Here is a 25,019-nt window from a genome sequence, read left to right as displayed (position 1 = left end):
TATCGTCGTGACGGTGGTCAGGTAACAGCTGATCGCACTTACAGGGTATTACGTGGCACCGGAGAAGGTGTAGATCGGCCAGCAGTTGACCGTCATCTGCTTCACTCCGTCGGGGCGCGTGAAGGGCATCAGGCCCTTCTTCTTGACGCCCTTGGTGTCGGCCTCGTCGACCGGGGCGACCGCGGGCCACTTCTCCAGGCAGGCGCCCGTGCAGGCCGACTTCGAGACGGGCCAGGCCTGGTCCTTCATGAAGCGGTAGACGGTCATGCCGTTCTTGTCGACCACGATGTCGCCGAGCTTCGGGTCCTTGCGGACCGACAGACCGGGCAGGGAGGCCAGCGTGGCCTTCTTGCCGTCGGGCGCCGAGGCGAACCAAGTGCCGCCCACGTTCTGCCCGTTGGCGTCACCGGCCTTGGTGTCCTTGGCGTACCGGTACATGGGCCAGCCGCCTATGGTGAGCTGCTTGGTGCCGTCGGTCCTGGTGACCTCGCCGAGCAGCGCCTTGTCGACACCGGTGGCGGCCTCGGCGCCCTCGGCGGGCACGGGCGGCCAGGCCGTCGCGCAGTCTCCGTCACAACTCGACTTCGGCGGCTCGGCCGTGTCCTTGTCGAAGCGGTAGAGGGTGAATCCGGCGCCGTCGGTCAGCACCTTGCCGAGCTTGGCGCTCTCGTCCACGGACAGCTCGCCCGCGGCTTCCGGCTTGGCGGCGGCGCTCGCATCGGAATCGGCCCCGTAACCGTTGCCCGCACCGGCGGTGGTGCTGGTCCCGTAACCCCCCGCCTGCGCGGTGGCACCAACGTTCTGGGCACCCGTCGAGGTGCCATTTTCCTGACCACACGCCGTCGTGAGCGCCAGCACGGCCGCAGCTGACGCTACGAGTGAGGCGCTCCGCCAGGAGGTCTTCATTGGTAACTCCCGCTGTTCGCATAAGTGTTGCAGCGCCCTGCAGCGCCGCGCATGGCCCTAGGTACGGGCGGGAGGTGCAGGAGCGTTCAAAGGGGCCGCAAATTTCTTTCGGAAGACTGTGCCGCGTTCGACGCGCACCGCTCACACGTTCGACCGAGGGCGGTGCTTTCCGGCCTCCCGCGTCAAGCCGCCGGGGGCCCGAGGTACCCAATTCGTGGCCATTCCAGGACACTTCGTCGCGACCGGGCCCCTCGCGCCCCATGATCTCCGTCGTGCACGCACCCCAGCGGACCCGATCCGCCCTCGTCATACGGGTACTGGCGCTGACGGCGCTCACCTGGCTCCTCGTCGGCGCGCCGAGCGGAACGGCCGCGGCCGACGCCTGCGCCTACGCCTCGACCGGCCCGGACGGCGACGGGATCACCGCGGTGGCCGTGGCGGGCGACGGGGCGGTAGCCGTGTCCGGCGACGGGGCGGTGGCCGTCGCCGGACACACGATCCAGTGCCCGCCCCCGACGCCCACCCCGCCCTGCCCGCCGACCCCCACGCCCCCTCCGCCCCCCGAGCCCCCTCCCCCGCCGAAGCCGGCCCCGAAGCCCGAGCCGGCGCCGAAGCCGACGCCACCGCCACCGCCACCGCCCACCCACGCGCCGAAGCCCGCGCCTCCGCCACCGCCGCCTCCTGCGCCGGCACCGAAGCCGAAACCGAAGCCCCCGCCGCCGCGGCCGGCTCCGGTCGTGGCACCGAGACCCGCGCCCAGGCCCGCCCCGACTCCGCATGAGCGTCCCGCTCCCCGGCCGGCCCCGGTCAGTTATCCGGCGTACCGCGCCCCGGCGCACAAGCACGCACCCCGCGGCGGCCCCTCGCTGGTGTCGTTCACCCTGCTCATCACCGCGCCCGCGGTGCTCGCCGTCGCGGCGCTGCGCCCGCGCTGACCCCTGGAGGCACACTGTGTCGGATTGGCTTGTTCTCGCCCTGGCGATGGCGGCCGCGTGCCTCGTGGTCCTCGTCGTGACGCTCCTGCGTCATCGCAGGGCCCGTGAGGACGAGGACCCCACCGAGACGCCGGACGTCATCGAATACATGACGATGATGATCGGCGTGGTGTACGCCATCGTCCTCGGACTGGCCATCGCCGGTGTCTGGGAGGCCCGCGGCGGCGCCCAGAGCCAGGTGCAGACGGAGGCGCAGGCCCTGCACGAGATCTCCGAACGGGTCCGGGTCTACCCGCCCGACGTCCGCGACCGGATCCGCGGCGATGTCGACCGTTACGTCCACTACGTGGTCACCACCGAGTGGAAGGCCATGGCCGAGCAGGGCCGGGTGACCGACGAGGGCGGACGGCTCCTCGACCGGGTCCGGCACGACGTCACCGATTACCAGCCGAAGTCGGACTTCGAGGCGCAGGCCTACCAGCCGCTCCTCGACCAGGTGACCGCGGCCGACACCGCGCGCGGCGCCCGCGCCGACTCGACCGGGGCGACCATGCCGGGGGTGGTGTGGTTCGGGCTGATCACCGGAGCCGTGGTGACGGTAGGGATGATCTTCGCCCTGCAGATCAGGCGCACCGCGCGGGAGCTGATCCTGGCCGGGCTGTTCTCCGCCCTGATCGCGTTCCTGCTGTTCCTGATCTGGGACTTCGACGCACCCTACAGCCGGGGGATCACGGCGTCGGCGGAGCCCTTCACGACGCTGTTCCCGCACCTTCCCGGGTGACGCGCACCCCGGGGACTCTCCTCGGCCGGGGGGCGCGCGCCACGCCGTGCGCGTCCCCCGTCCGCACGCACGCCGTCCCCCGGACGGCCCACACAATTGCCCCGTTCGCGCTACTGGGATCGCGTCCTCGTTCGGCCTTTCCTAGCGTTCCGATCATCGAGGTGCATTTCTGGCGCAAGCGGAAAAGGTCCGCAGCAAGGCTCCTCGGGGACCTGGAGGCTCACCATGCGCGCGATACGCGTCGCTTCGGCCGCACTGCTGGGCGTGACCGCCCTGACCTTCGCCGCTCCCGTCGCGCTCGCCGGTGACGGGGACCACGGACTCACCCCGATCACCCCGTTCGCCTTCAGCGTGCAGCCCTCGACGGTCGCCCCGGGCGGCCAGGTGTCGCTGCTCCTGAAACGGGACGGCCACTGCCGGGGGACCGCCACGGTCACCTCCGGAGTCTTCGACACCGTCAGCATCCCGCCGGGGCAGTCCTCCGCCACGGCCACGGTCGACTGGGACGCCAGACCCGGGGCCGTGTACGACGTGACGTTCTCGTGCGGCGGGGCGAGCGGCAGCACCGGTCTCACCATCGCCGGCCGCCGCCCGGTCACGCCGACCCCGGTGCCCCTGCAGCGGGGCGTGCGGGCCGGTGTCGGCGGCAGTGCCGGCGGTTTCGACCTGAAGCAGATCGGGATGGGCACGGCGCTCATCGCCGGTTCGGTCGGCGCGGCCTGGTACCTGTCCCGCCGGCGCACCTCCTCCGACGAGACCTGACACAGCGGCACAGCCCTTCACCCCGGACCCGGTCGGGCGGGTCCGGAGCGAAGGGCTGTCACGTACGGCTCCGCGCGGCGGGGGCCGGCCTCCGAAGGGGGCGGGACCGGCCGCTCACCGGCGGAACGGTCAGATGTGCCGCTCCGACCTGCGCCGCATCCAGAACACCCCGCCGCCGATGGCCGCCGCGGCCACCAGACCACCGCCGATCGTCATGTCGGTGGGCGTGGCACCGGTACTGCTGCTGCCGCCGAGACCACCGCGCACACCGCCGATGACGGTGAAGGCGGCCGGACGGGTCAGCGGGCCCGTCCCGTCACAGTTGACGGTGATGTCGTACGAGCCGGGGCTGGCGTCCTGATTGATGGTGGCTGTACCGCTGGACGCCTCGGTGCGGCTGCCCAGGAGCGGCGAGAGTCTCGCCTGACGGAACGCGGGAGAGGTCATCGTGCCTCCCCTCGGGCACCCGTCGACCGTCACGGTGAGCTGGCCGCCCCGGGCGATGACGCTGGGCTGCGCGACGATGTTGCTCGGCGTGTTCCACGCCGCGGCCATCGGGGCGGCGAGCCCCACGGCGGCGACCGCGGCGGCGGACACCGCCAGGGCACGAGTAGTACGCATGTGATCCTCCGCGGGGGCGCCCCGGGAACCGTCCCCGGTGGATCGGCGAGAAAGCGCCTCCCAGTCAGACCCTCAGATGCCGTGCGCGGGGCCGCATTTCGGGAATGGTCCGTCCTGGTGAGAGGACACGCCGAAGGAATTCCACACAATCGGATATTGCCGCAGGTCACGGACTGTCAGAAAATTCCTGGTCACGGCAACTCGGATGGCGCACGAGGCATTCCCCCCGCCACCCGTTCGCCCGTGCCCCGTCGCCGGGCGGCCTGGCTGCCATTAGCGTGCTCATATGCGCGGATGACGAGGCGACGGCCGCGTCGAGAGGGGATTGCGAATGTCTGCGTCCGACGAGTTGGCCGAAGAGGAGGAGCGGCAGAGGAAGCGCGCTCCTTGGGGCGTCATAGCGCTTGTTCTGCTGACCGGCCTCGCACTCATTCGGAACGGTTCCGGCGAGTTCGACGTGGGTCCGCCGCAGCCGGCCTCGGCGGCCGCGGCGGACACCCGCACGCCGGGCGGCACGCTCTCGAGGACTCCCGCCGCGCTGCCGTACTCCGTGGCCGACCGGGTGCGGATCCCGGCGATCCGTGTCGACGCCCCGGTGATGCCGGTGGGCCTGGACGTGGACGGCTGGGTCGACGCGCCGCCGCCCGACGACCCGAATCTCGCCGGCTGGTTCACCGGCGCGGTCTCGCCCGGCGAGAAGGGCACGGCCGTGGTCGTGGGCCATGTCGACAACATGCGGGGTCCCGCCGTCTTCTACGGCCTCGGGGCGCTCAAGAAGGGGAACAAGGTCGAGGTCCTGCGCAAGGACGGGAAGACCGCGGTGTTCGAGATCTACGGCATCGAGGTCTTCGCGAAGAGCAATTTCCCCGGCGACCGTGTCTACAACAGCAAGGGAACCCCCGAATTGCGTGTCATCACGTGCGGGGGCGGATTCTCCAAGCAGCACGGCTACGACGGGAACGTCGTCGTCTTCGCGCGCCTTTCCGAGGTGCGCTGAGCATTCCCGGACCGGGTCCGCGAAAAGCCGGTCGGCGGGGCGTCCGCAGCCCGCCGGCCGGTCCGGCCGAAAGCCCCGCGACGCACGATGCGCGGGGCCCTTTTCGGTTCTAGGCGTCTCTCCGGCGTGGCACCGTGATGTGGTACCCGGCGTCCAGCAGGCGCGGGAGATAGGTGCGCAGCGCCTGCACGCTCTGCGAGCGGTCACCGCCGGCGTCGTGGGAGAGGACGACGACACCCGGGGCGGCCTGCTTCTGGATCGTGCCGACGATCGCGCGGGTCCCGGGCCTCGCCCAGTCGTTCGTGTCGATCGTCCAGGCCATCGGCTCCATGCCGAGTTCGGCGCCGATCTGGTAGGTCGCCCGGTTCCACGCCCCGTACGGCGCGCGGAACCAGGACGGCGGCTCGCCGTAGGCCTCGTCGATGACCTCGCTGGTGCGCTCGATCTCGGAGCGGATCTCCGAGCGCGAGAGCTTGGTCAGCAGCGGATGGCTCCAGGTGTGGTTGCCGACGAGGTGTCCGTCGTCGGCCATCTCGCCCAGCAGGTCCTTGTTCTCGTCGACCATCCGCCCGCACACGAAGAACATGGCGTGCACGTCGTACGTGCGCAGGGTCCGCAGGATCTCGGGGGTGTACTTCGGGTCCGGGCCGTCGTCGAAGGTCAGCACCAGGGTGCGGCCCGGGCCGGACACGCGCATGAAGGGCTCGTGCCGGACGAGGGTCCGCAGCTGCGTGCCGTACGGCGGCGGGCCGTACCCGGCGAGCGGCCGGAGGCGGTAGGCGGAGGGCTTGAGGGCCCGGTTCGCCAGCGCGCCGGAGAGCGGCAGGCCGCCTGCCGGCTCCGCGGCCCGACCGGCGGTCAGGACATGGGCCGTGCCCGCCGCTCCGGCCGCCCCCAGGAGCGCGGCGCCGGCGATCAACACCCGGCGCCGGGTAATCAGCTCATCCTTTTTCATGACCAATCAGTCACCCGGCGGAGGGCTCACCACGCCGAGCAACACCGGTAGGGACTCGCGAATGCACCCGCCCGGCCCAGTCAGCGGCGGCGGACCAGCGGGAACGGCAGCGTCTCACGGATCGTCAGACCCGTGAGGAACATGACGAGCCGGTCGACGCCGATGCCGAGCCCGCCGGTGGGCGGCATGGCGTACTCCAGCGCGTCCAGGAAGTCCTCGTCGAGCTCCATCGCCTCGGGGTCTCCCCCGGCGGCCAGCAGGGACTGCTCGGTGAGCCGGCGGCGCTGCTCGACCGGATCGGTCAACTCCGAGTAGGCGGTGCCCAGTTCCGTACCGAAGGCGACGAGGTCCCAGCGTTCGGCGAGCCGCGGGTCGGTGCGGTGCTGCCGGGTGAGCGGGGAGACGTCGGTCGGGAAGTCCTTGTAGAACGTGGGGAGCCCGGTCTTCTCCTCGACCAGACGTTCGTACATCTCCAGTACGACGTCACCGCGTCCGTCGTCCGCCGTGTACGGCACGCCCGCGCGGTCGCACAGCCGCAGCAGCCTCTCCAGGGTCGTGTCGGCGTCGATCTCGTCGCCCAGCGCCTCGGAGACCGCGCCGTACACCGTCTTGACCGGCCACTCCCCGGAGATGTCGTACTCGACGCCGTCCTTGCGGGCGATCGGTCTGCCGAACGCGGCGGTCGCGGCGCCCTGGATCAGCTCGCGGACGAGGTCCAGCATCACGTCGTAGTCGGCGAACGCCTGGTACGCCTCCAGCATCGTGAACTCGGGGTTGTGCTTGTAGGAGACACCCTCGTTGCGGAAGGTACGGCCCAGCTCGAAGACCTTCTCCATGCCGCCGACGCACAGCCGCTTGAGGTAGAGCTCGGGCGCGATGCGCAGATAGAGGTTCAGGTCGTAGGCGTTGATGTGCGTGGTGAAGGGCCGGGCGTTGGCTCCGCCGTGGATCTGCTGGAGCATCGGGGTCTCGACCTCCAGATAGCCACGGTCGAGCAGTCCCTGGCGCAGCGCCTGGACGGCCGTGGAGCGGGCGCGCACGACCTCGCGGGCGGCGGGGCTGGACACCAGGTCGAGATAGCGGCGGCGGACCTTGGCCTCGGGGTCGGCGAGACCCTTGCGCTTGTCGGGCAGCGGGTGCAGGCACTTGGCGGTGAGCTGCCAGGCGGTGACGAAGACCGTGGGTTCGCCGGTGTCGCTGGCGCCCGCGAGACCGTCGGCGCTGATGTGGTCGCCGATGTCGATCACCTGCCGGAAGCGGTCGAGCGCGGGGCCGGCCCCGTCCCGGGTGAGGGCGATCTGGAGGTCGCCCGACCAGTCCCGCAGCACGGCGAAGAGGATGCCGCCGAAGTCGCGTACGAGCATCACGCGTCCGGCGACGGTCACGTCCTCCCCGCCGCGGACGTCGGCCAGCAGATGGGTGCGCGGCGGGATGCCGACCGGGTAGGGGTCGGTGCCCTCGGCGCGCAGCCGGTCGAGTTTGCGGTGCCGCACGCGGACCTGGTCGGGCAGGCCGGTGTTTGGATCGTCGGCCGCGGCCCCGCCGTCCGCGTCGAGGCCGAGGGCGGCCAGCGACGGGAGTCCCGCCGTCGTGGCGGGTGCGGGTCCGCCCTTGGGGTGCCCCTTGCCCCACAGGCTGCGCAGCGAGGGCACGGAGACGAAGCCCTCGGCGATCGCGGAGGCCAGGCCGATGCGGGCGAGGGCGCCGGTGTCGCCGTAGCAGATGAAGCGCGGGTACCACTCCGGGTGGTACTTGGCGTTGGAGCGGTACAGGGCTTCGAGCTGCCACCAGCGGGAGAAGAACAGCAGCAGCCTGCGCCAGAGCCGGAGCACCGGTCCGGCGCCGATGCGGGCGCCTTCCTCGAAGACGGAGCGGAACACGGCGAAGTTGAGGGAGATGCGCCGGACACCGAACTTGCCGGCGACCGCGCACACCTCCGCGACCATGAACTCCATGACGCCGTTGGGCGCGCCGCGGTCGCGGCGCATGAGGTCGAGGGAGATGCCGTCGCGGCCCCAGGGCACGAAGGACAGCAGCGCGAGGAGCTTGCCGTCGGACCCCATCGCCTCGACGAGCAGACAGTCGCCGTCCTCCGGGTCGCCGAGCCGGTCGAGGGCCATCGAGAAACCGCGCTCGGTCTCGGTGTCGCGCCAGGCGTCCGCCCGGCTGACGATCTCCTCCATCTCGCTGTCCGACAGGGTGGAGTGCCGGCGGACCCGGCAGGTGGCGCCGGAGCGTTTGACACGGTTGACGGCCTGCCGGGTGACGCGCATGTCGCGGCCGGACAGGTCGAAGCCGGCGATCTGCAGGATCGCCTCGTCGCCGAGTTGGAGGGCACCGAGCCCGGCGCGCGCGAACGCCTTGGCGCCCTCTTCGGAGGCGCCCATCGCGGCCGGCGCCCAGGCGTAGCGGCGGGCGATGTCCAGCCAGGCGGCGATCGCGTGGGGCCAGGCCTCCCGGTCGCCGACGGGGTCGCCGCTGGCGAGGCAGACCCCGGCCTCGACGCGGTAGGTGACGGCCGCCTTGCCGCTGGGCGAGAAGACGACGGCCTTGTCGCGGCGGGTGGCGAAGTAGCCGAGGGAGTCGCCGCCGCCGTACGCCTGGAGCAGGGCGCGGATCCGGGCCTCCTCGTCGCCGTGCAGGGCCGCGACCAGACGCTGGGAGCGGAAGAGTGTGGCGGCCGCGTTGAGCAGCGCCAGCGCGCCGAACAGGCCGAGCACGAAGAACAGCCAGCGCGGCGGACGGCCGTCGAACGAGCGCGCGGAGACGAGTCCGCCGCAGACCCGGTTGGCGGCCCACAGCAGCCGCTGGCCCTCCGTCAGGGTGCCGGGAAACAGCTCGACCAGGCCCCAGCCCAGCAGGATCGCGACGACGAGGCCGGTGACCAGGACGAGCAGGGCACGTCGTACGGCGGCGCGCCGCGAGTCGGCGTAGAACTCCCGGCGGGCCACGATCAGCAGGGCGAGCAGGAGCCCGCAGACGATCAGCGAGGGGATCGAGGCGGCGTACAGGCCGGCGGCGATCCCGAGCAGGTCGGTCAGGACCAGCAGGCCGAGGTAGACGACCACGAGCCACCAGGCGATCTTCTTGCGGGCGGCCGTCGCGGCGGCGAGCAGGAAGAGGAAGACGGCGTACGCGAGGTTGGCGCTGACCGGGATGATCAAAAGGTCGAGAAAACGCACGACCGGGCGCAGCAATCGCCGCAGCGGCGGGATGAAGGCGAGCAGGGTGCAGAGCAGGCCGATGGCGACGAAGAAGGCCGCGAAGCCTTCGGGCACCTTGCTCAGGAAGCCGCTCTGGGGCGGCCGTGGCGAGCCACTGGCGGTCTTCGGCGGGCGGGCCTCCACGGTGGCACTCATGGTTCCGACTGTAGGAAGATCGGCCGCGCCCCGCCCGTCGAGCGGATCTCGGCCGCTCCCCCGGGGCGGGGGGACGCGCGGGTTCCGATAGCCTCGCAGCCGTGACGGAAGAGCAGCACACGCATCGGTTCGAGCGCGGGACGGACGGTCCCAAGGTCATCGTCGTCGGAGTGGACGGCTCCGACTCCTCGTTGCGCGCGGCGGCGTACGCCGGTGGTCTGGCCCGGCGGCAGCGGGCGCTGCTGGCGGTGGTCTATGTCAAGCCGGTGATGGCGGCGGGGGCGGCGCTCGGGGTGCCGGTCGCGGACACGACCGACGAGATCGCCGAGGATCTGGTGCAGTACATCCGCGACGCCGCCGAGCGGGTGAAGGACATATTCGATGTGCGCTGGGAGTTCCACACCTTCCGCGGCGACCCCTACAACGGTCTGGTCACCGCCGCGGACGAGCTGAAGGCGGACGCCGTGGTGGTCGGAGCCTCCGAGCAGTCGGGGCACCGGATCATCGGTTCGGTGGCGATCCGGCTGGTGAAGGCGGGCCGCTGGCCGGTCACGGTCGTGCCGTAGCGGGTGCCCGACGGGTGCCTGTCGGGACCGTTGCGGTCGGTCCCCTTGCGGTCGGTGCCGTTCCGGTCGGTCCCGGCGCGGGTCACTCGGCCATGACGAGGCCGGCCCGGCCCGCGCCCCTGCCGAGGACGACGTCGCGGATCCGGTCGCGCACGGCGCCGACGGCGGCGCCCTGCTCCAGCGCCGCGTCGAGGTCGACGACCCGGCCGGCGTCGAGGTCGAAGGCCAGCGGGATGAACTCGGCCTTCGTCACCTCCCACCGCCGCGTGGGCCGCGCGGGCGGGGAGAAGGTGAAGCGGCCGATGGTGCTCTGGTTGCCGCGCGGGTCCTGGACGCCCCGCTCGTCGTACCTCTCGCCCGCGACCTGGTCGCCCGTGCCGTAGACGACCCAGGTGCCGTTGACCTTCTCGTACGCCTGCGGGACGTGGGAGTGGGTGCCGAGGATCAGGTCGATGTCCGGCCGCCCGCCGGTGCGGGAGGCGGTCAGTTGCCTGCCCAGGCCGAGTTGGCGCTCGTTGGGCCCGTCCTGCCACTCGGTGCCCCAGTCGAGGGAGACGACGACCACGTCGGCGCCCGCCGTCCGGGCGGCACGGGCGTCCGCGACGATCCGGGCGGGGTCGATCAGGCCGACCGCCCAGGGCTGTCCCTGCGGGAACGGGAGGCCGTCGGTGTCGTCCGTGTACGCGAGGTGGGCGACGCGGGCGCCGCCCGCCTTCATCAGCGTGACGTGGTCGGCCTCCTGGGCGGCGCGGGCCGATCCGGCGTGCCGCAGGCCCGCGCGGTCCAGCGCGTCCAGGGTGCGCCGGACGCCGTCGGCACCGTCGTCGAGGGTGTGGCTCGAGGCGGTGGAGCAGGAGTCGTAGCCAGTGGCGGCGAGCCCGTCGGCCACCTGGGCAGGGGTCTTGAAGGCGTACGTGCCGGTGGGGGCGCCGTCGGTGTCGTACACGGTCCGCAGGTGACAGATCGCCAGATCGGCGCGGGAGACCACGGGCCGGACGCTCGCGAGCATCGGCCGGAAGTCGTATCCGGCGCCTCCCGCGTCGGAGCCGGCCCGTTCGAGGACCGAGCTGTCCGGCAGGACGTCTCCGCCGGCGACGAGGGTGAAGCCGCGGGCGGCCGCGGTGGGGCCGGGCCGCCCGTCGCGGTGGCGGGTGCCCGTGTCCTGGGTCTGGCTGGTCACCGCGGCCGCGATGAGGGCGGCCGCGAGGGCCAGGTTGATCTGTCGCGCGCGTGTGATCATGCCGGGCCCCATGCGGTCGCATTTACCTACCCATAGATATGCATCCACATATACGGACCGCCGCCGGTCAAGGAGACACCCCGGCACGTCACCCGTCCGGCGTTCGGCGACCTGCCCGGCGGACGAACGGCGGACGAACTGCGGTACGAACACGGTGGCCCCGGAATGCGGCGCTCCTCCCAGGCCGACCGTTCGGCGCACCGTTCACCGACCGCTTCGACCGCCCACCGCACAACCGTGTCCCCGGCCTGTCCGCGCGGGGCGCGGGGCGCTGACATACACGCCATGACGGCCGGAACCACCACCATCGCCCCCAGGACGACCGCCGAGCACGAGCTGGCCGCGCTGCAACGCGACCACGGCCGCCCCCTGTTCGCGCTGCTGCTGCGTCTGTCCGACGGCGACCGCCAGCGCGCGGAGGACCTGGTGCAGGAGACGTTCGTACGCGCCTGGCAGCATCCCGAGGCCCTGCGTGCGGACGACTTCGACTCCGTACGGCCCTGGCTGCTGACCGTGGGACGGCGGCTGGCCATCGACGCGCGCCGGGCCCGGCAGGCCCGGCCCCCGGAGGTCGGCGACCACATCCTCGACAACGCGCGGATCTGCGCCGATCACGCCGAACGGTCGGCGGCGACGCTCGACGTGCGGGAGGCTGTGAAGACTCTCACTCCCGAACACCGTGACGTCCTGGTGCTGGTGTACTTCCAGGGGGCCAGTGTGGCGGAGGCCGCCGCGGCGCTGGGCATTCCACCCGGTACGGTGAAATCCCGCGCGTACTACGCGCTGCGCGCCCTGCGCCGGGTCCTTCCTGGATATGCGGCCGACCTGCGGTGAAACCGAAGGCTTAGTCAAACCTCCGTAAAGCGCCTTGCCGAGGACCATGGTTGAGCAATCAGCTTGCCTCATCCGTGTTCCGGACTGGGGCCCGGGGTCGGGCGACGCGCACGCACCGGAGGAAGGCAGGAAGGGATGCTGCACAGAGGTCAAGAGAGCACGGACGGCACCGGCGGGGGCGAACTCACCGTCCCCATGGCCTGGTTGTACGCCGAGTACATCGCCGACGAACTGCTGCGGACGGGCGACCTGATGCCGCCCACCTCCTTCGAGTTCCGCGCCGGGCGCGACGCCCTCGCGCTGACGATCTTCCTGTCCGACAGCGGCGGTGAACTCTCCGGGATCCGGGTCATCACCCAGCTCGAGACGTGGCTTTCGCTGACCGCGTACGACCAGCCCTGGCACACCTGGGTGCGCGAGCACCTGGAGTTGCGCGCGGCCGAGGCCACCGGACGCGCCGCGCCCGATCCCGATCTGGAGCTGGCGGCCGCGGCCTGGCGGTGGCTGGAGGAGACGGAACTCCTCGCTCCGGACCTCGACGCGGTGCCCGGCGGCGGCTCCGTGCCCGGTGAGGACGACGGTCCCCAGGTGTGGACGGCGGCCTGGCGGCTGGGGCTGCCGCTCGGGCATCTGGCCATCCACCTCTTCTGACGACGGCCGTGACCGCGCCGGAACGGCTTCCGGCGGCGGCCGCGACCGGTCCGGGGAGAATTTTCCGGGGCTCGCACCAATCCGCGAGCGCCCCCGCTCCGAATGTCTTCACCCCGATTCCTGACGAGTCTTGAGTGATTCGACGGTCTGCTGCGTACCCGTGGGCAACAGCAACACCACTCACAGTCCGCACCAACGCCACGAGGATTCGGTATTCGGTATGAGGTCCCTGGAACGGCATCGCGACGTCGGCGCCTATGCGCTCGGCGTGCTCGGCGAGGCGGAAGCCTTCCGCTTCGAGGACCACCTCGTGGAGTGCGCTCAGTGCACGGCGTTCGTCAGCGAGTACCGCCCCGCCACACGGCAGTTGATGCTGTACCGGCAGTCGACGCCGCGCAGCGTCCACCCTTTCGCCGCCCCGGGGCCGCGGCTGCTGGACCGGCTGCTCGGCGAGGTCGCCACACGCAACCGGGCCGGACGCCGGCGCTTCCTGTTCGCCCTGGCCGCCTCCGTGGTCCTCGCGGCGGGCGGACCCGCGCTCGCTCTCATGGCCGGAGACGACTCCCCCTCGGGCGGGATCGTCGCGGACGGCCCCCCGTCGAGCCAGATGGCCAGGACCGACGCGGAGACCGGGGTGTGGGCCCAGGTGACGACTCGGGAACGGCTCTGGGGCAGCGACATCGAGGTCGAGGTCAAGGACGCCAAGGGTCCCCGTTCCTGCGAGCTCGTCGCCATCGGCAAGGACGGCTCGGAGCAGTCGGTGACGAGTTGGATGGAGCCCGCGCACAACGAGGCCGCCATCATCATGCAGGGCGGCTCGTCGATGCAGACCGACGAGATCCGCAGCTTCGAGGTGCGCACGGCGGACGGTGAACACCTCGTGACGCTCAACTCCCCCTGAGCGAAGCCGTCCCGCCACCGGGGACACCGAGCGACCGCCCGCCCGGACCTCCTGCGCGAACCGCTCGTTCGAACCGCCTGCCCGGTCCGCCTGCTCGGTCCGCCTATTTGAGCAGCCGGGACATCCGCCGGTCCGCCAGCGGCTTGCCACCCGTCTGGCAGGTCGGGCAGTACTGCAACGAGGAATCGCTGAAGGAGACTTCGCGGATGGTGTCGCCGCACACAGGACAGGGCTCCCCCGTTCTCCCGTGCACCCGCAGACCGCTCTTCTTCTCCGACTTCAGCCGCCCGGCGGCGAGCCCGTGGGAGCGCTCCACCGCCTCGCTGAGCGTGCCGCGCAGCGCCTCGTACAGCCGCCGGGTCTCCTCGGGGGTCAGCGAGGAGGCGATCTTGAAGGGGGACATCCGGGCGGCGTGCAGGATCTCGTCGCTGTAGGCGTTGCCCACGCCCGCGATCAGGCTCTGGTCGCGGAGCGCGCCCTTGAGCCGGCGCCGCTCGCCCTGGAGCAGCCCGGCGAACCGCTCCTCGTCGAAGTCGCCGGCGAGCGGGTCGGGGCCGAGCCGGGCCACGCCCGGGAGCTGCTCCGGGTCCTCGGCGACGTACACGGCGAGGCGTTTCTGGGTGCCCGCCTCGGTGAGGTCGAAGCCCTCGCCGGTCTCCAGGGCGACACGCAGCGCGAGCGGCCCCTTGCCGGGCCGGGGCGGGCCGTCCGGGAGCGTGTCCTTCCAGTGCAGCCAGCCCGCGCGGGCCAGATGCGTGACGAGGTGCGGGCCGTCCGTGCCGATGTCCAGGAACTTGCCGAACCGGCGGACGGCCGTGACCTCGCGTCCCTCCAGCGCGGAGACGGGAGGGTCGTACGTCTTCAGGACGCTGACGGCGACGGGCAGCACGCGCACGATCCGGCGGCCGACGAGATGCTCGGCCAGGAAATCCTTGAGCGCTTCGACCTCGGGCAGTTCCGGCATACGTCCAGAGTGCCATCCGGCACCGACGGCACCGGGGATCAGGCGTGCTCCCGGACCATGAACTCGCACCACACGACCTTGCCGCCGCCGCGCGCCTCGACCCCCCAGACGTCGGTGAGGCGGTCGACGAGCAGCAGGCCGCGGCCCGAGACACCGGACTCTCCCGCCTCGCGGCGGCGCGGCAGCGCGCTGGAGGAGTCCTCGACCTCGACGCGCAGTCTGCGTTCGGATCCGGCCAGGACGCGCAGGGTGACGATGGCCGAACCCTCGGTGTGCATGAGGGCGTTGGTGATCAGTTCGTCGGCGACCAGCTCGATCTCGTCGGCCCGGTCCCGGGCTCCCCACGCGCGCACGGCGGCCCGGATCATGTGGCGGGCCTCGCTGAGCGCTTCCGGGTCGCCGGGCGCCACATGCTGCTGAAGGCGTCCGCCCGAGCGCTGGTCGATCAGTCCGTGGCGGCGCAGGAGCAGCAGGGCGACGTCGTCGTCGCCGCCCCGGTCCTCGGCCATGTCGATGAGCCGGTCGGCGAGATCGCTGACGTCGTCCGGGCCGCCGCGGATGAGGTCGCCGAGGATGCGCATGCCCTCGTCGAGGTCGACACCCGGCTCCTCGACGAGCCCGTCGGTGCACAGCAGGAGGGTCTGGCCGGGGTCGAGCTCGACGGTGGCGACCGGGTATTCGAGGCGTCCGAACTCGGCGGACAGGCCGAGCGGCAGGCCGCCTTCGAGGGGCAGCCGCCGGCAGGTCCGGTCGGCGTGCCGGACGAGCGGGTCGATGTGGCCGGCCCGGACGAGCTGGGTCACCCCGGTGGACAGGTCGATCTCCGCGTACAGGCAGGTCGCGAAGCGGTCGGTGTCGAGTTCGTGGAGGAAGACCGAGGCACGGGCCATCACGGTGGCCGGGGTGTGGCCCTCGGCCGCGTAGGCGCGCAGGACGATGCGGAGCTGGCCCATGACGGCGGCGGCGTGGGTGTCGTGGCCCTGGACGTCGCCGATGACGGCGCCGACGCGGCCGCCGGGCAGCGGGATCAGGTCGTACCAGTCGCCGCCGATGTCGCGGCCGAGCGAGGCGGAGCGGTAGCGGACGGCGATGTCGGCGCCGGACACGCTGGGGATGGAGCGCGGCAGCATGGCCTGCTGGAGGCCCTGGGCGAGGTCCTTCTCCTGCTCGAAGAACATGGCCCGCTGGAGGCTCTGGGCGATGCTGCTGCCGAGCGCGACGAGGACGTTGCGCTCGTCCTCCGAGAAGCCGTGGCGGTCGTTGTAGAGCAGACCGATCGCGCCGATGGGGCGAGCCTGCACGATGAGCGGCAGATACGCGGCCGAGGTGATCTTCAGATCGGTGATGTTGGGCCACAGGAGCGGGTACGACTCGGCGAACTCCTCGGGCGACTCGATGAAGTGCGGCGCGAGACTGCGGACGACCTCGTTCATCGGGTACTGCGCGTCCAGGCGTGTGACGCGGGTGCCGGGGACGTAGCTGTCCACGGGTCCCGTGGCGACCATCCGGATGCGGCCGGCCTCCACCAGGCCCATGACCAGGCTGGCCGCCCCGAGGTGGGTGAGGCCGTGGGTGTCCTGCAGCACGTCGATGACGTCCTGCACGGTGACGGCGTGGGCCAGCGCGGCCGTGGTGAGCTGGACGACGCTGGTCTGCTGGCGCCTCACCTCGTTCTGGGCGGCCTGTTCACGGCGTGACGCGCTCTCGTCGAGCTCGTCGGTGGCGTCGCGGACGATGCCGATGATCCGGCGCGGCCGGCCGTTCTCGTCGCGGCGGATGTAGCCCTGGGTGTGGGTCCAGCGCAGGGCGCCGTCGCGGCGGCGGATACGGAAGTAGGCGCCGTAGTTCTCGCTGCCGTCCTTGAGGGCGTGGGAGACCATCGTGTCGAGGCGGCGTGACTCGGCCGGCGGGACGCGCATGGACAGGGTGGCGGGTTGCCCGTCGTATTCGTCCGGGCGCACGTCGAAGACCTCGTGGGCCTGGGCGTCCATCTGCATCAGACCGGTGTCCAGGTCCCAGTCGAAGCTGCCCATGCGGTTGAGCGCCAGGATCGGATCCGGGTGGGCGGGCCAGTCGTCCGGGAGTGACAGGGCGCTCGCTCCCCGATCAACCATGGGGCCACCATGCCAGTATTTGCCCGATTGTTCGACTTCTGGAGGGCTCGGTTCCGGGGCCCCCGGACGCGGACGTGTTCACGTGCCGGGGGTGTCGGCCGAGACCTCGAAGACGCTGTCGGGACCGGTGTGCGCGTCGGGGGTCAGCCCGCCGTCGGGTGCGTCGGGGCTGTCCGGGCCGGTGTCCTCGGTGGGGGTGCCCGGATCGTCGGACGGGACCCGCGGCGCCGACGGCTCCGGGGAGCCGGAGCCGTCGGGGGCGGCCGGGCCGGTCGGCGGCGCCGTGGTGCCGCCCGAGGGGGCCGGGGTGGTCCCGGGCCCCGTCGTCGGCGCTGCCGTGACGGTGGCACTCGGGCAGTGCGGGGGCTCGTCACTCGGGCGCGCGGCGCGGCCCCGCGCGGCGACGTCCATGGCGGTGTCGTCCGTGGGAATGCCGCTGGACGGAGGACTGCCGCTGGGCTTGGGACTGGTGCTGGGCGTGGGACTGCCACTGGGCGTGCGACCGGCGGTGGGCGCGGTGCGCGGCCCGGCGCTCTCGTCCGGGGTCCCCTCGCCGGTGCCCGGTGTCGGGGTCACCGTCGCGGTCGGTGTGGCGCAGTCGGAGGCGTCGGGGGACGGGCTCCGGCCGCCCTCCGAGGCGCCGGCGGAGGGCTCCTGCGCGGGAGCGGAGTCGTGCGGCACGGGGACGGAGCCGTCGGGCGGCGGCACGGCGTGGTCGTGACGGTGGCCCTCGTATCCGACCGGCCGCTCGATCCAGGTGGCGTCGCCGTCGTCGACGATCGTGATGGCGGTGATCACGTCGGGCGACGGCGTCACCATGACGACCCCGCCGGGCCGGTACCCGCTCCAGGGCGTGCCGCGGGTGTCCGGGTTCTTGTCGAGCGCGGTGGGCCGGCCCAGCGGGTTGCCACAGGCGCAGCGGACCCTGGGTACGCCCCGGTTGTCGACGAGGACGGCCGTACCGGTCTGGAGCACGGCCTGGTAGCCCGTCGCCTGCCCGGCGGCGAAGCCGTGGTCCGTGACACCGGTGTCGGCACGCAGCACGACCGGGGTGAGCTGCCGCAGATAGTCGGGGACGGACCCCGGTGAGACGCCGGACAGTTCGGCGAAGGCGCGGGCCTTGGCCGGGTCGGCGGCGAGGTAGCGGATCTGCTTCTCGACGTCGCAGGCTCCGGCGTTGCGGGTGCCGCCGTACAGGCCCGGGGTGGCGCCCGAGACGGTGCGCGCGCCTTGTGTTCCGGTGGCCGTGGGTTGCGGCGTTCGGGTGACGGGCGGCCGGGGCGCGGGGGTGGTGTCGGTGGGCGCCGTGAAGGGGTCGGGCCCCCGGACCGCGAGGGGCTGGAGAAGCACGTCGCCGCCGGTGGATCCGTTCGGCGCCGTGTGCCCGCCCCCGCCGCCGCAGCCCGCGACGACGAGGAGTGCCGCCGCGAGCGCGCAGGCCGCGGCAAAGGTCCTGGTGGGTATGTGCACGCGTTCTCCCGTTCGTCCCGGGCTGTTCGTGCCTCATTCTCTGCGTCACCCTCTTGGCGCACGCAAGCGGAAAACGGTCACCCAGCGTCACAATGGAGGGGAGAGGAGCACGCGCCATGGAGTGGTTCGCCGCACCCGGGTACGAGCTGAGCCGGCTGGTGTTCCAGCGGGGGCTGGCCGTGCTGTACCTGGTCGCGTTCCTGGGCGCGGCCCTGCAGTTCCGTGCGCTGACCGGAGAGCGCGGGATGCTGCCCGTGCCCCGCTTCGTGCGGCACGTCGCGTTCCGGGACGCGCCGAGCGTGTTCCACTGGCGCTACTCCGACCGCTTCTACGCCGCCTGGTGCTGGACGGGCTGCGCGGTGTCGCTGGCGCTGGCCGCCGGACTCGACGGGCTGCTGCCGCTCTGGGGCGCGATGCTGCTCTGGCTCGTGCCGTGGGCCCTGTACCTGTCGGTCGTCAACGTCGGCCAGACCTGGTACGCGTTCGGCTGGGAGTCGCTGCTGCTCGAGATGGGCTTCCTCGCGGTGTTCCTCGGCAACGACGAGGTGGCGCCGCCGGTCGTCGTGCTCTTCCTCATGCGCTGGGTGCTGTTCCGTGTGGAGTTCGGCGCGGGGCTGATCAAGATGCGGGGCGACGCCTGCTGGCGGAAGCTGACCTGCCTCTACTACCACCACGAGACCCAGCCGATGCCGGGTCCGCTGAGCTGGTTCTTCCACCATCTGCCGGGGCCGTTCCACCGGATCGAGGCGGCCGCCAACCACGTCACCCAACTCGTGATTCCGGTGCTGCTGTTCACCCCCCAGCCGATCGCGACGGCGGCGGCCTCGCTGATGATCCTGACCCAGCTCTGGCTGGTGCTCTCCGGCAACTTCGCCTGGCTGAACTGGACGACGATCGTCCTCGCCCTGAGCGTGACCGAGCTCCCCGTCACCGCGCCGCGGACCCCGGCGACACCGCTGTGGTACGAGGTGGTCGTGCTGGTGGTGGCCGCGGGTCTGCTGGCTCTCGGCTACCGCCCGGCACGCAATCTGGTCTCCCGGCGGCAGGTCATGAACCGCTCCTTCGACCCGCTCCATCTCGTGAACACCTACGGGGCGTTCGGCAGCGTCAGCAGGATGCGCCACGAGGTGGTCGTCGAGGGAACGGCGGACGCGGTGCCGCGCGAGGACGCCGACTGGCGGGAGTACGAGTTCAAGGGCAAGCCGGGTGATCCACGGCACTGGCCGCGCCAGTTCGCGCCGTACCATCTGCGGCTCGACTGGCTGATGTGGTTCGTGGCTCTGTCTCCCGGCTACGCCGGCACCTGGTTCTCCGGTCTCATGGAGCGGCTGCTGGAGAACGACCCCGACACGCTGCGGCTGCTGCGCCGCTCCCCCTTCCCGGCCGACGCGCCGCCGCGCTACGTCCGCGCCCGTCTCTTCCGCTACCGCTACACGACCTGGCGCGAGCTGCGCGAGACGGGCGCGTGCTGGCACCGGACCTATGTGCGCGACTTCCTCCCACCGACCCGGCTGGAAGGGGCCGCCGAGCGGGGGGTTCCACGCTGATCCGGAGGAACGGGCGGACGGCGGGTCACAGACGGTGGACGCGGGTGACGGGTCACAGGTGGTGGACGCGGGTGGCGGGTCACAGGCGGTAGACGCGGGTGGCGGTGCCGGTGAAGACGGACCGGCGCTCGCTCTCGTCGAGCCCCGCCGTCAGCTCCTCCGCCGTCCGGAGGACCTGTCCGTAGGGCGCGGCGAGCGTGCACACGGGCCAGTCGGAGCCGAACATCGTGCGCCGCGGGCCGAAGGCCTGAAGGATCGTGTCGGCGTACGGCCGCAGATCGCCCGGGGTCCGGCGCGCCGGGTCCGCCTCGGTGACCATGCCGGAGAGTTTGCAGACGGTGTTGGGCAGCGCGGCCAGTTCACGGACGGCGCCCGCCCAGGGGTCCAGGGCGCCGCCGGCGATCGGCGGCTTGCCCAGGTGGTCCAGGACGAAGACGAGTCCGGGGTGCTCCGCGGCCGCCCGGGCGCAGGCGGGCAGTTGGCGGGGCAGGACGACCAGGTCGTAGACGAGGCCGGCGCCCGCGACGGCGGCCAGTCCCCGCCGCACGTCGGGGCGCAGCAGCCAGCCGGGGTCGCGTTCGCCCTGGACCTGGTGGCGGATGCCGCTGAGGCGAGGGCCGCCGGGGAGCTCCCGCAGCCGCGCGAGTTCGTCGGCGACGTCCGGCCGGGTCAGGTCCGTCCACCCGACCACGCCCGCCACCAGGGTGCTGTGCTCCGCGAGCGCGAGCAGTTCGGGGGTCTCCTCGGCCACGGTGACCGTCTGGACGAGGACGGTGCGGTCCACCCCGGCGGCCGCGGCCTCCGGTTCGAGGTCGGTGATCGCGAAGTTCCGCCGCAGGGGCCGCAGTTCGGGTCCGGTGATCCAGTCCTGGTCGCGGACCGACAGGTCCCACACGTGGTGGTGGGCGTCGACGGTCACGAACGCTCCGGGGCGGGGCCGGTGACGGGGAGGGGCGCGGTCGCGGGGGCTTCGACGGGGAGGGACGCGGTCGCCGGGGCTTCGACGGGGAGGGGCGCGGTCGCCGGGGCTTCGACGGGGAGGGGCGCGGTGTCGGGAAGCAGGCCCTCCGTGCGCAGTTCCCGCCAGAAGTCCGGGGGCACCGGCTCCGCGAACCGCTCGGCACAGTCGCGGACTTCGTCCGCCGAACGGGCCCCGGCCAGGACGCTCACCACCGCCGGGTGGGCGGCGGGGAAGGCCAGGGCGGCGGCACGCAGGGTGGTGCCGTGGCGTCCCGCGATCTCCTTGAGCCGCAGAGCGCGGTCCAGCAACTCGCCCGGCGCCACGGCATAGTCGTACGTCGCTCCGGGCCTCGGGTCGGCCAGCAGCCCGGAGTTGAAGGCACCGCCGATGACGACGGAGGTCCCGCAGGCCTGAGCGGCGGGCAGCAGTTCGGTGAGTGCGTCGTGGTCCAGGAGGGTGTAGCGGCCTGCGCAGAGCACCACGTCGACATCGGTCTCGCGGACGAACCGGGTCAGCATCCGTGTCTGGTTCATGCCCACGCCGATCGCGCGCACCACGCCCTGCGAGCGCAGCTCGGCCAGTGCGGGAATGCCTTCGCGGAACGCCTGTTCGGCGTGGTCGTCGGGATCGTGGAGGTAGACGACGTCCACGCGGTCGAGGCCGAGCCGTTCGAGGCTGGCGTCCAGGCTCCGTCGTACGCCGTCGGCGCTGAAGTCCCAGACGCGGCGATGGGTGGCGGGCACCGCGAAGCCGTCCGCCCGGTCGTCGCCGCCCGCGTCGGCGGGCTCCAGCAGGCGCCCCACCTTGGTCGAGACGGTGTACCGCGCGCGGGGCAGGTCGCGCAGGGCCGCGCCCAGGCGTCGTTCGGAAAGGCCGAGGCCGTAGTGCGGGGCCGTGTCGAAGTAGCGGACGCCGCTCGTCCAGGCGGCGCCGACGGCCTCGTACGCCTGCTCGTCGGTGACCTCGGTGTACAGGTTGCCGATGCCGGCGGCGCCGAAGGACAGCGCGCTGACGGGGACGCCGGCGACGCCGAGGGAGTTCACCGGACCACCGGACGCGGCCGCAGTCCCTGCATCCCGCCGTCCACCGCGAGCGCGGTGCCGGTGGTGGATCCGGACAGCGGGCTCGCCAAGTAGGCGATGGCGCCCGCGACTTCCGCCGCCGACACCAGCCGCCCGGTGGGCTGGCGGGCCTCCAGCGCGGCGCGTTCGGCGGCCGGATCGGGGGCGGCGTCCAGGAGCCGGCCGACCCAAGGGGTGTCCACGGTGCCGGGGTTGACGCAGTTGACGCGGATGCCTTCGCCGATGTGGTCGGCCGCCATGGCGAGGGTCAGCGCGAGGACGGCACCCTTGGACGCCGAGTACAGCGCCCGCTGGGGCAGTCCCGCCGTGGCCGCGACGGAGCAGGTGTTCACGACGGCCGCGTGCGCGGATTCCCGCAGATGGGGCAGGGCGGCGCGGGTCGTCCGCACGATGCCGAGGAGATTGACGTCCAGGACCCGGTGCCATTCGGCGTCGTCGTTGTCCTCGACGGTGCCCCGGGCGCCGATACCCGCGTTGTTGACCAGGATGTCGAGGCCGCCCAGGTCCGCGACCGCGGCGGCGACGGCCGCGCGCACGGAAGCGTCGTCGGTGACGTCGGCCCGGTGGCCGGTCAGCGGCTTGTCGACGGACGAAGGGTCGAGGTCGAGGACGGCGACCCGCGCGCCGCGCGCGGCGAGGAGACCGGCGGTCGCGCTGCCGATCCCGGAGGCGCCTCCGGTCACCAGTGCCCTGAGTCCGTGCAGTTCCTGAGAGTCCGTCATACAGCCTGTCCCTTCGGGTCGTCGGCCTGGTGCCGGGCGAGGTCGGCGGCCCAGAAGGTGCCGCCGGGATAGCCGAACTCCGCGATGGACTCGGGCCGCATCGCGGCGGAGAAGCCCGGCGCGGAGGGCGCGGTGTAGTGGCCGTCGCGGATCACCACCGGATCGGTGAAGTGGTGGTGCAGATGGTCCACGTACTCGATGACGCGGTCGTCGGTGGTGCCGGACAGGGCGACGAAGTCGAACATCGAGAGGTGCTGGACGAGTTCGCACAGGCCCACCCCTCCGGCGTGCGGGCAGACCGGGACGCCGAACTTGGCGGCCAGGAGCAGGATGGCGAGGTTCTCGTTGACACCGCCGACCCGTGCCGCGTCGATCTGCAGGATGTCGACGGCCCCCGCCTGGAGGAGCTGCTTGAAGACGACGCGGTTGTGCGCGTGCTCGCCGGTGGCGACCTTGACCGGGGCGACCGCCTCGCGCACGGCGGCGTGGCCGAGGATGTCGTCGGGGCTGGTCGGCTCCTCGATCCAGTACGGCCGGTACGCGGCGAGCGCCTTGGTCCAGGTGATCGCCTCGCCGACGTTCCAGCGCTGGTTGGCGTCGACGGCGATACGGATGTCCGGGCCGACCGCGGCCCGGGCGGCGCGGAGGCGGCGCAGGTCGTCCTCCAGGTCGGCGCCCACCTTCAGCTTGATCTGCCGGAATCCCCCGGTGACGGCCTCGACGGCCAGCCGGGTGAGCTTCTCGTCGCTGTAGCCGAGCCAGCCGGGTGAGGTGGTGTACGCGGGGTAGCCCCGTGCGCGCAGGATCGCGGCGCGCCGCTCGGCGCCCTCCCTGCCCCGGCGCAGCAGGTGCAGCGCCTCGCCGGGCGTCAGCGCGTCCGTGAGGTAGCGGAAGTCGACCTGGGAGACGAGCCATTCGGGTTCGGCTTCCGCGAGCAGTCGCCACAGCGGACGGTGTGCGCGCCGTGCGGCCAGATCCCACACGGCGTTGACGACGGCGCCGATCGCCATGTGCATCACGCCCTTCTCGGGCCCGAGCCAGCGCAGTTGGCTGTCGCCGACGAGGTCGCGTGAGAGGGAGCCGGGGTCGGCGCACAGCTCGTCGAGGGACCGCCCGACGACGTGTCCCCGCAGCGCGTCGATCGCGGCGACCTGGACGTCGTTGCCCCGCCCGATGGTGAAGGCGAAACCGTGCCCCTCGGCTCCGTCGGAGGCGTCGGTGCGCAGCACGACGTACGCGGCCGAGTAGTCGGGGTCCGGATTCATCGCGTCCGAGCCGTCGAGCTCGCGGGAGGTGGGGAAGCGGATGTCGTGGGTGTCGACCGCGACGACGCGGGCGGAGGTCGGAGGCACGGCGGGCCTTTCCGTCGGCGACAGGGGGTCCATGGCCGGGTGCGGAGGAGTGCTCGGTCCCGAGGATCTCCCCGCCGGCCCGTCCGCGTACAGCGTCGGGCACGCTCCGGTCCGACGGCCAGGTCGCCGGCCGGGCACGCCCGGGACCGATCCGGCCGCACCGGGGGCGCGCCGGTCGCCCTCGGGAGGCACGCCGGCCGCCGCGTCACGCGAGAACCGGGAGGCCGGACCGAAGGTCGGGGGGCGCGGACTCTCGACGCGGCGCCCGGGCTGCGGGCAGAGTGCTCCCCGTAACTACTCACCAGTACGACACGAGTGAGGAGCGCCCGTGACCACCTGGGCCGGCCGGACCGCCACCGAGATCGCCGCAGCCGTACGCGAGAAGAAGGTCACCCCCCGCGAGGTGGTGGCCGAACACCTCGCGCGGATCGAACGCCTCGACGGGCGCGTCGGCGCCTTCCGCACGGTCCGCGCCGAGGCCGCCCTCGCGGAGGCCGACCAGTTGGCCGGCAGGGACCTCGGCCGGCTCCCCCTGGCGGGCGTGCCGGTGGCGGTGAAGGACAACCTGGCGGTGCGCGGGGAGCAGACCCGCAACGGTTCCGCCGCGACCCCGGAGGCCCTCGCCGACGAGGATCACGTCACCGTGGCCCGGCTGCGCGCGGCGGGCGCCGTCGTGGTGGGGCTGACGAACGTGCCCGAACTCTGCGTCTTCGGCACCACGGAGGGCGTGTACGGCAGCGCGCGCAACCCCTGGGACCTGTCCCGTACGGCGGGCGGCTCCTCGGGCGGCAGCGCGGCCGCGGTCGCCGCCGCGATGGTGCCGATCGCGCTCGGCAACGACGGCATGGGCTCGCTGCGCATCCCGGCCGCCAACTGCGGTCTGGTGACCCTGAAACCTGGCCACGGGGTGATCCCCGCCGGGATCGGTCACGGCGACTGGTTCGGCATGTCGGAGAACGGCCCGCTGGCCACGACGGTCGAGGACGCGCGGCTGATGTTCGCCCTCCTCGCGGACATCGAGCCGGCCCCGCCCGCGGAGCCCGCCACCCGCCGGATCGCCCTGTCGGTACGCAGCCCGCTGGCCGGAATCCATGTCACGCGGCCGTATACGAACGCCGCCCGGGAGGCCGCCGCCCTGCTGGCCGAGGCGGGTCACCGGGTGCGGACCGCGAATCCGCCGTACCCGCTGTGGCTGAGCACGACCTCGGAAAAGGGCCGACGGGCTACGTGCGCCCGCCGCGCGATCTGCAGACGTTCGTCCCGGACCACGCGGCGAGCCTCTGATCCGTTCACGCCCGG

22 protein-coding genes are annotated in these 25,019 nt (G+C 72.5%); 10 read left to right on the top strand and 12 right to left on the bottom strand.

Annotation, left to right across the window (positions count from 1 at the left end; all coding sequences use genetic code 11):
- Positions 1-48 precede the first annotated feature (48 nt).
- Complete coding sequence (locus ACWEBX_RS29425) at positions 49-906, bottom strand: SCO0930 family lipoprotein (RefSeq protein ID WP_451887829.1); 858 nt, start codon at positions 904-906, stop codon at positions 49-51.
- Positions 907-1,408: 502 nt separating this feature from the next.
- On the opposite strand from ACWEBX_RS29425, the gene ACWEBX_RS29420 reads away from it, so the two are divergent.
- The 3 genes from ACWEBX_RS29420 (at position 1,409) to ACWEBX_RS29410 (ending at position 3,384) form a co-directional block, all read left to right on the top strand.
- Entirely contained in the window at positions 1,409-1,687 is a 279-nt protein-coding gene (locus tag ACWEBX_RS29420) for a hypothetical protein (protein WP_451887828.1), read from the top strand.
- 170 nt (positions 1,688-1,857) lie between these two features.
- Positions 1,858-2,622, top strand: coding sequence for a bestrophin-like domain (locus ACWEBX_RS29415; RefSeq protein ID WP_451887827.1), 765 nt, complete (start codon positions 1,858-1,860; stop codon positions 2,620-2,622).
- Positions 2,623-2,847: 225 nt separating this feature from the next.
- The gene (locus tag ACWEBX_RS29410) at positions 2,848-3,384 is read left to right on the top strand and encodes a hypothetical protein (protein ID WP_451887826.1); all 537 of its coding nucleotides are present in this window, start codon (positions 2,848-2,850) and stop codon (positions 3,382-3,384) included.
- Positions 3,385-3,513: 129 nt separating this feature from the next.
- On the opposite strand, the gene ACWEBX_RS29405 is transcribed toward ACWEBX_RS29410, so the two are convergent.
- Complete coding sequence (locus ACWEBX_RS29405) at positions 3,514-4,005, bottom strand: hypothetical protein (RefSeq protein WP_451887825.1); 492 nt, start codon at positions 4,003-4,005, stop codon at positions 3,514-3,516.
- A gap of 331 nt (positions 4,006-4,336) precedes the next feature.
- Here ACWEBX_RS29405 and ACWEBX_RS29400 point away from each other — a divergent pair, with 331 nt between their 5' ends.
- On the top strand, positions 4,337-5,002 hold the full coding sequence (locus ACWEBX_RS29400) for a class F sortase (RefSeq protein WP_451887824.1): 666 nt from the start codon (positions 4,337-4,339) through the stop codon (positions 5,000-5,002).
- A 109-nt stretch (positions 5,003-5,111) separates the two neighbouring features.
- Here ACWEBX_RS29400 and ACWEBX_RS29395 read toward each other — a convergent pair whose 3' ends face one another.
- Both ACWEBX_RS29395 and lysX read right to left on the bottom strand, forming a co-directional pair.
- The gene (locus ACWEBX_RS29395; RefSeq protein ID WP_451887823.1) at positions 5,112-5,957 is read right to left on the bottom strand and encodes a polysaccharide deacetylase family protein; all 846 of its coding nucleotides are present in this window, start codon (positions 5,955-5,957) and stop codon (positions 5,112-5,114) included.
- Between the two features lie 80 nt (positions 5,958-6,037).
- Positions 6,038-9,316, bottom strand: a complete 3,279-nt coding sequence (gene lysX, locus ACWEBX_RS29390) for a bifunctional lysylphosphatidylglycerol synthetase/lysine--tRNA ligase LysX (protein WP_451887822.1) — start codon at positions 9,314-9,316, stop codon at positions 6,038-6,040.
- Between the two features lie 101 nt (positions 9,317-9,417).
- Here lysX and ACWEBX_RS29385 point away from each other — a divergent pair, with 101 nt between their 5' ends.
- Positions 9,418-9,882 carry a universal stress protein gene (locus ACWEBX_RS29385; protein WP_451887821.1) on the top strand — a complete coding sequence of 155 codons (465 nt, stop codon included), beginning with the start codon at positions 9,418-9,420 and terminating at the stop codon, positions 9,880-9,882.
- Positions 9,883-9,964: 82 nt separating this feature from the next.
- Here ACWEBX_RS29385 and ACWEBX_RS29380 read toward each other — a convergent pair whose 3' ends face one another.
- The gene (locus tag ACWEBX_RS29380; protein WP_451887820.1) at positions 9,965-11,122 is read right to left on the bottom strand and encodes a CapA family protein; all 1,158 of its coding nucleotides are present in this window, start codon (positions 11,120-11,122) and stop codon (positions 9,965-9,967) included.
- 285 nt (positions 11,123-11,407) lie between these two features.
- On the opposite strand from ACWEBX_RS29380, the gene ACWEBX_RS29375 reads away from it, so the two are divergent.
- The 3 genes from ACWEBX_RS29375 to ACWEBX_RS29365 all read left to right on the top strand — a co-directional run bounded on the left by ACWEBX_RS29375 (position 11,408) and on the right by ACWEBX_RS29365 (position 13,508).
- The gene (locus ACWEBX_RS29375; RefSeq protein ID WP_451887819.1) at positions 11,408-11,956 is read left to right on the top strand and encodes a sigma-70 family RNA polymerase sigma factor; all 549 of its coding nucleotides are present in this window, start codon (positions 11,408-11,410) and stop codon (positions 11,954-11,956) included.
- Positions 11,957-12,091: 135 nt separating this feature from the next.
- Positions 12,092-12,607 (top strand): hypothetical protein, encoded by a 516-nt coding sequence (locus tag ACWEBX_RS29370; protein ID WP_451887818.1) that lies wholly within the window; start codon positions 12,092-12,094, stop codon positions 12,605-12,607.
- 220 nt (positions 12,608-12,827) lie between these two features.
- On the top strand, positions 12,828-13,508 hold the full coding sequence (locus tag ACWEBX_RS29365) for an anti-sigma factor family protein (RefSeq protein ID WP_451887817.1): 681 nt from the start codon (positions 12,828-12,830) through the stop codon (positions 13,506-13,508).
- Between the two features lie 103 nt (positions 13,509-13,611).
- Here the strand turns inward: ACWEBX_RS29365 and ACWEBX_RS29360 are convergent, their stop codons facing one another.
- The 3 genes from ACWEBX_RS29360 to ACWEBX_RS29350 form a co-directional block, all read right to left on the bottom strand.
- A complete protein-coding gene (locus ACWEBX_RS29360; RefSeq protein ID WP_451887816.1) occupies positions 13,612-14,472 on the bottom strand; it encodes an Fpg/Nei family DNA glycosylase in 861 nt (286 codons plus the stop codon).
- 38 nt (positions 14,473-14,510) lie between these two features.
- Positions 14,511-16,586 carry a SpoIIE family protein phosphatase gene (locus ACWEBX_RS29355; protein WP_451887815.1) on the bottom strand — a complete coding sequence of 692 codons (2,076 nt, stop codon included), beginning with the start codon at positions 16,584-16,586 and terminating at the stop codon, positions 14,511-14,513.
- A gap of 78 nt (positions 16,587-16,664) precedes the next feature.
- A complete protein-coding gene (locus ACWEBX_RS29350) occupies positions 16,665-18,056 on the bottom strand; it encodes a DUF6777 domain-containing protein (RefSeq protein WP_451887814.1) in 1,392 nt (463 codons plus the stop codon).
- A gap of 116 nt (positions 18,057-18,172) precedes the next feature.
- On the opposite strand from ACWEBX_RS29350, the gene ACWEBX_RS29345 reads away from it, so the two are divergent.
- Positions 18,173-19,603, top strand: a complete 1,431-nt coding sequence (locus ACWEBX_RS29345; RefSeq protein ID WP_451887813.1) for a lipase maturation factor family protein — start codon at positions 18,173-18,175, stop codon at positions 19,601-19,603.
- 79 nt (positions 19,604-19,682) lie between these two features.
- On the opposite strand, the gene ACWEBX_RS29340 is transcribed toward ACWEBX_RS29345, so the two are convergent.
- From ACWEBX_RS29340 to ACWEBX_RS29325, 4 genes are read right to left on the bottom strand one after another with little or no spacing between them, the layout of a single operon-like run.
- Positions 19,683-20,522, bottom strand: a complete 840-nt coding sequence (locus ACWEBX_RS29340) for an amidohydrolase family protein (RefSeq protein WP_451887812.1) — start codon at positions 20,520-20,522, stop codon at positions 19,683-19,685.
- Positions 20,519-21,607, bottom strand: a complete 1,089-nt coding sequence (locus ACWEBX_RS29335) for an aldo/keto reductase (RefSeq protein WP_451887811.1) — start codon at positions 21,605-21,607, stop codon at positions 20,519-20,521. Before ACWEBX_RS29335 ends, ACWEBX_RS29340 begins: the two co-directional genes overlap by 4 nt.
- Entirely contained in the window at positions 21,604-22,368 is a 765-nt protein-coding gene (locus tag ACWEBX_RS29330) for an SDR family NAD(P)-dependent oxidoreductase (RefSeq protein ID WP_451887810.1), read from the bottom strand. The genes ACWEBX_RS29335 and ACWEBX_RS29330 overlap by 4 nt, the downstream gene beginning before the upstream one ends.
- The gene (locus ACWEBX_RS29325) at positions 22,365-23,720 is read right to left on the bottom strand and encodes an enolase C-terminal domain-like protein (RefSeq protein WP_451887809.1); all 1,356 of its coding nucleotides are present in this window, start codon (positions 23,718-23,720) and stop codon (positions 22,365-22,367) included. Before ACWEBX_RS29325 ends, ACWEBX_RS29330 begins: the two co-directional genes overlap by 4 nt.
- Before the next feature lie 328 nt (positions 23,721-24,048).
- Here ACWEBX_RS29325 and ACWEBX_RS29320 point away from each other — a divergent pair.
- Positions 24,049-25,019 (top strand): amidase (locus tag ACWEBX_RS29320; protein WP_451887808.1); only part of this gene is annotated, 971 nt, incomplete at its 3' end.

Source organism: Streptomyces sp. NPDC005070, assembly GCF_053600395.1.
The sequence above is the reverse complement of the archived record's forward strand: the minus strand, read 5'-3'. Positions and strand labels throughout refer to the sequence as shown.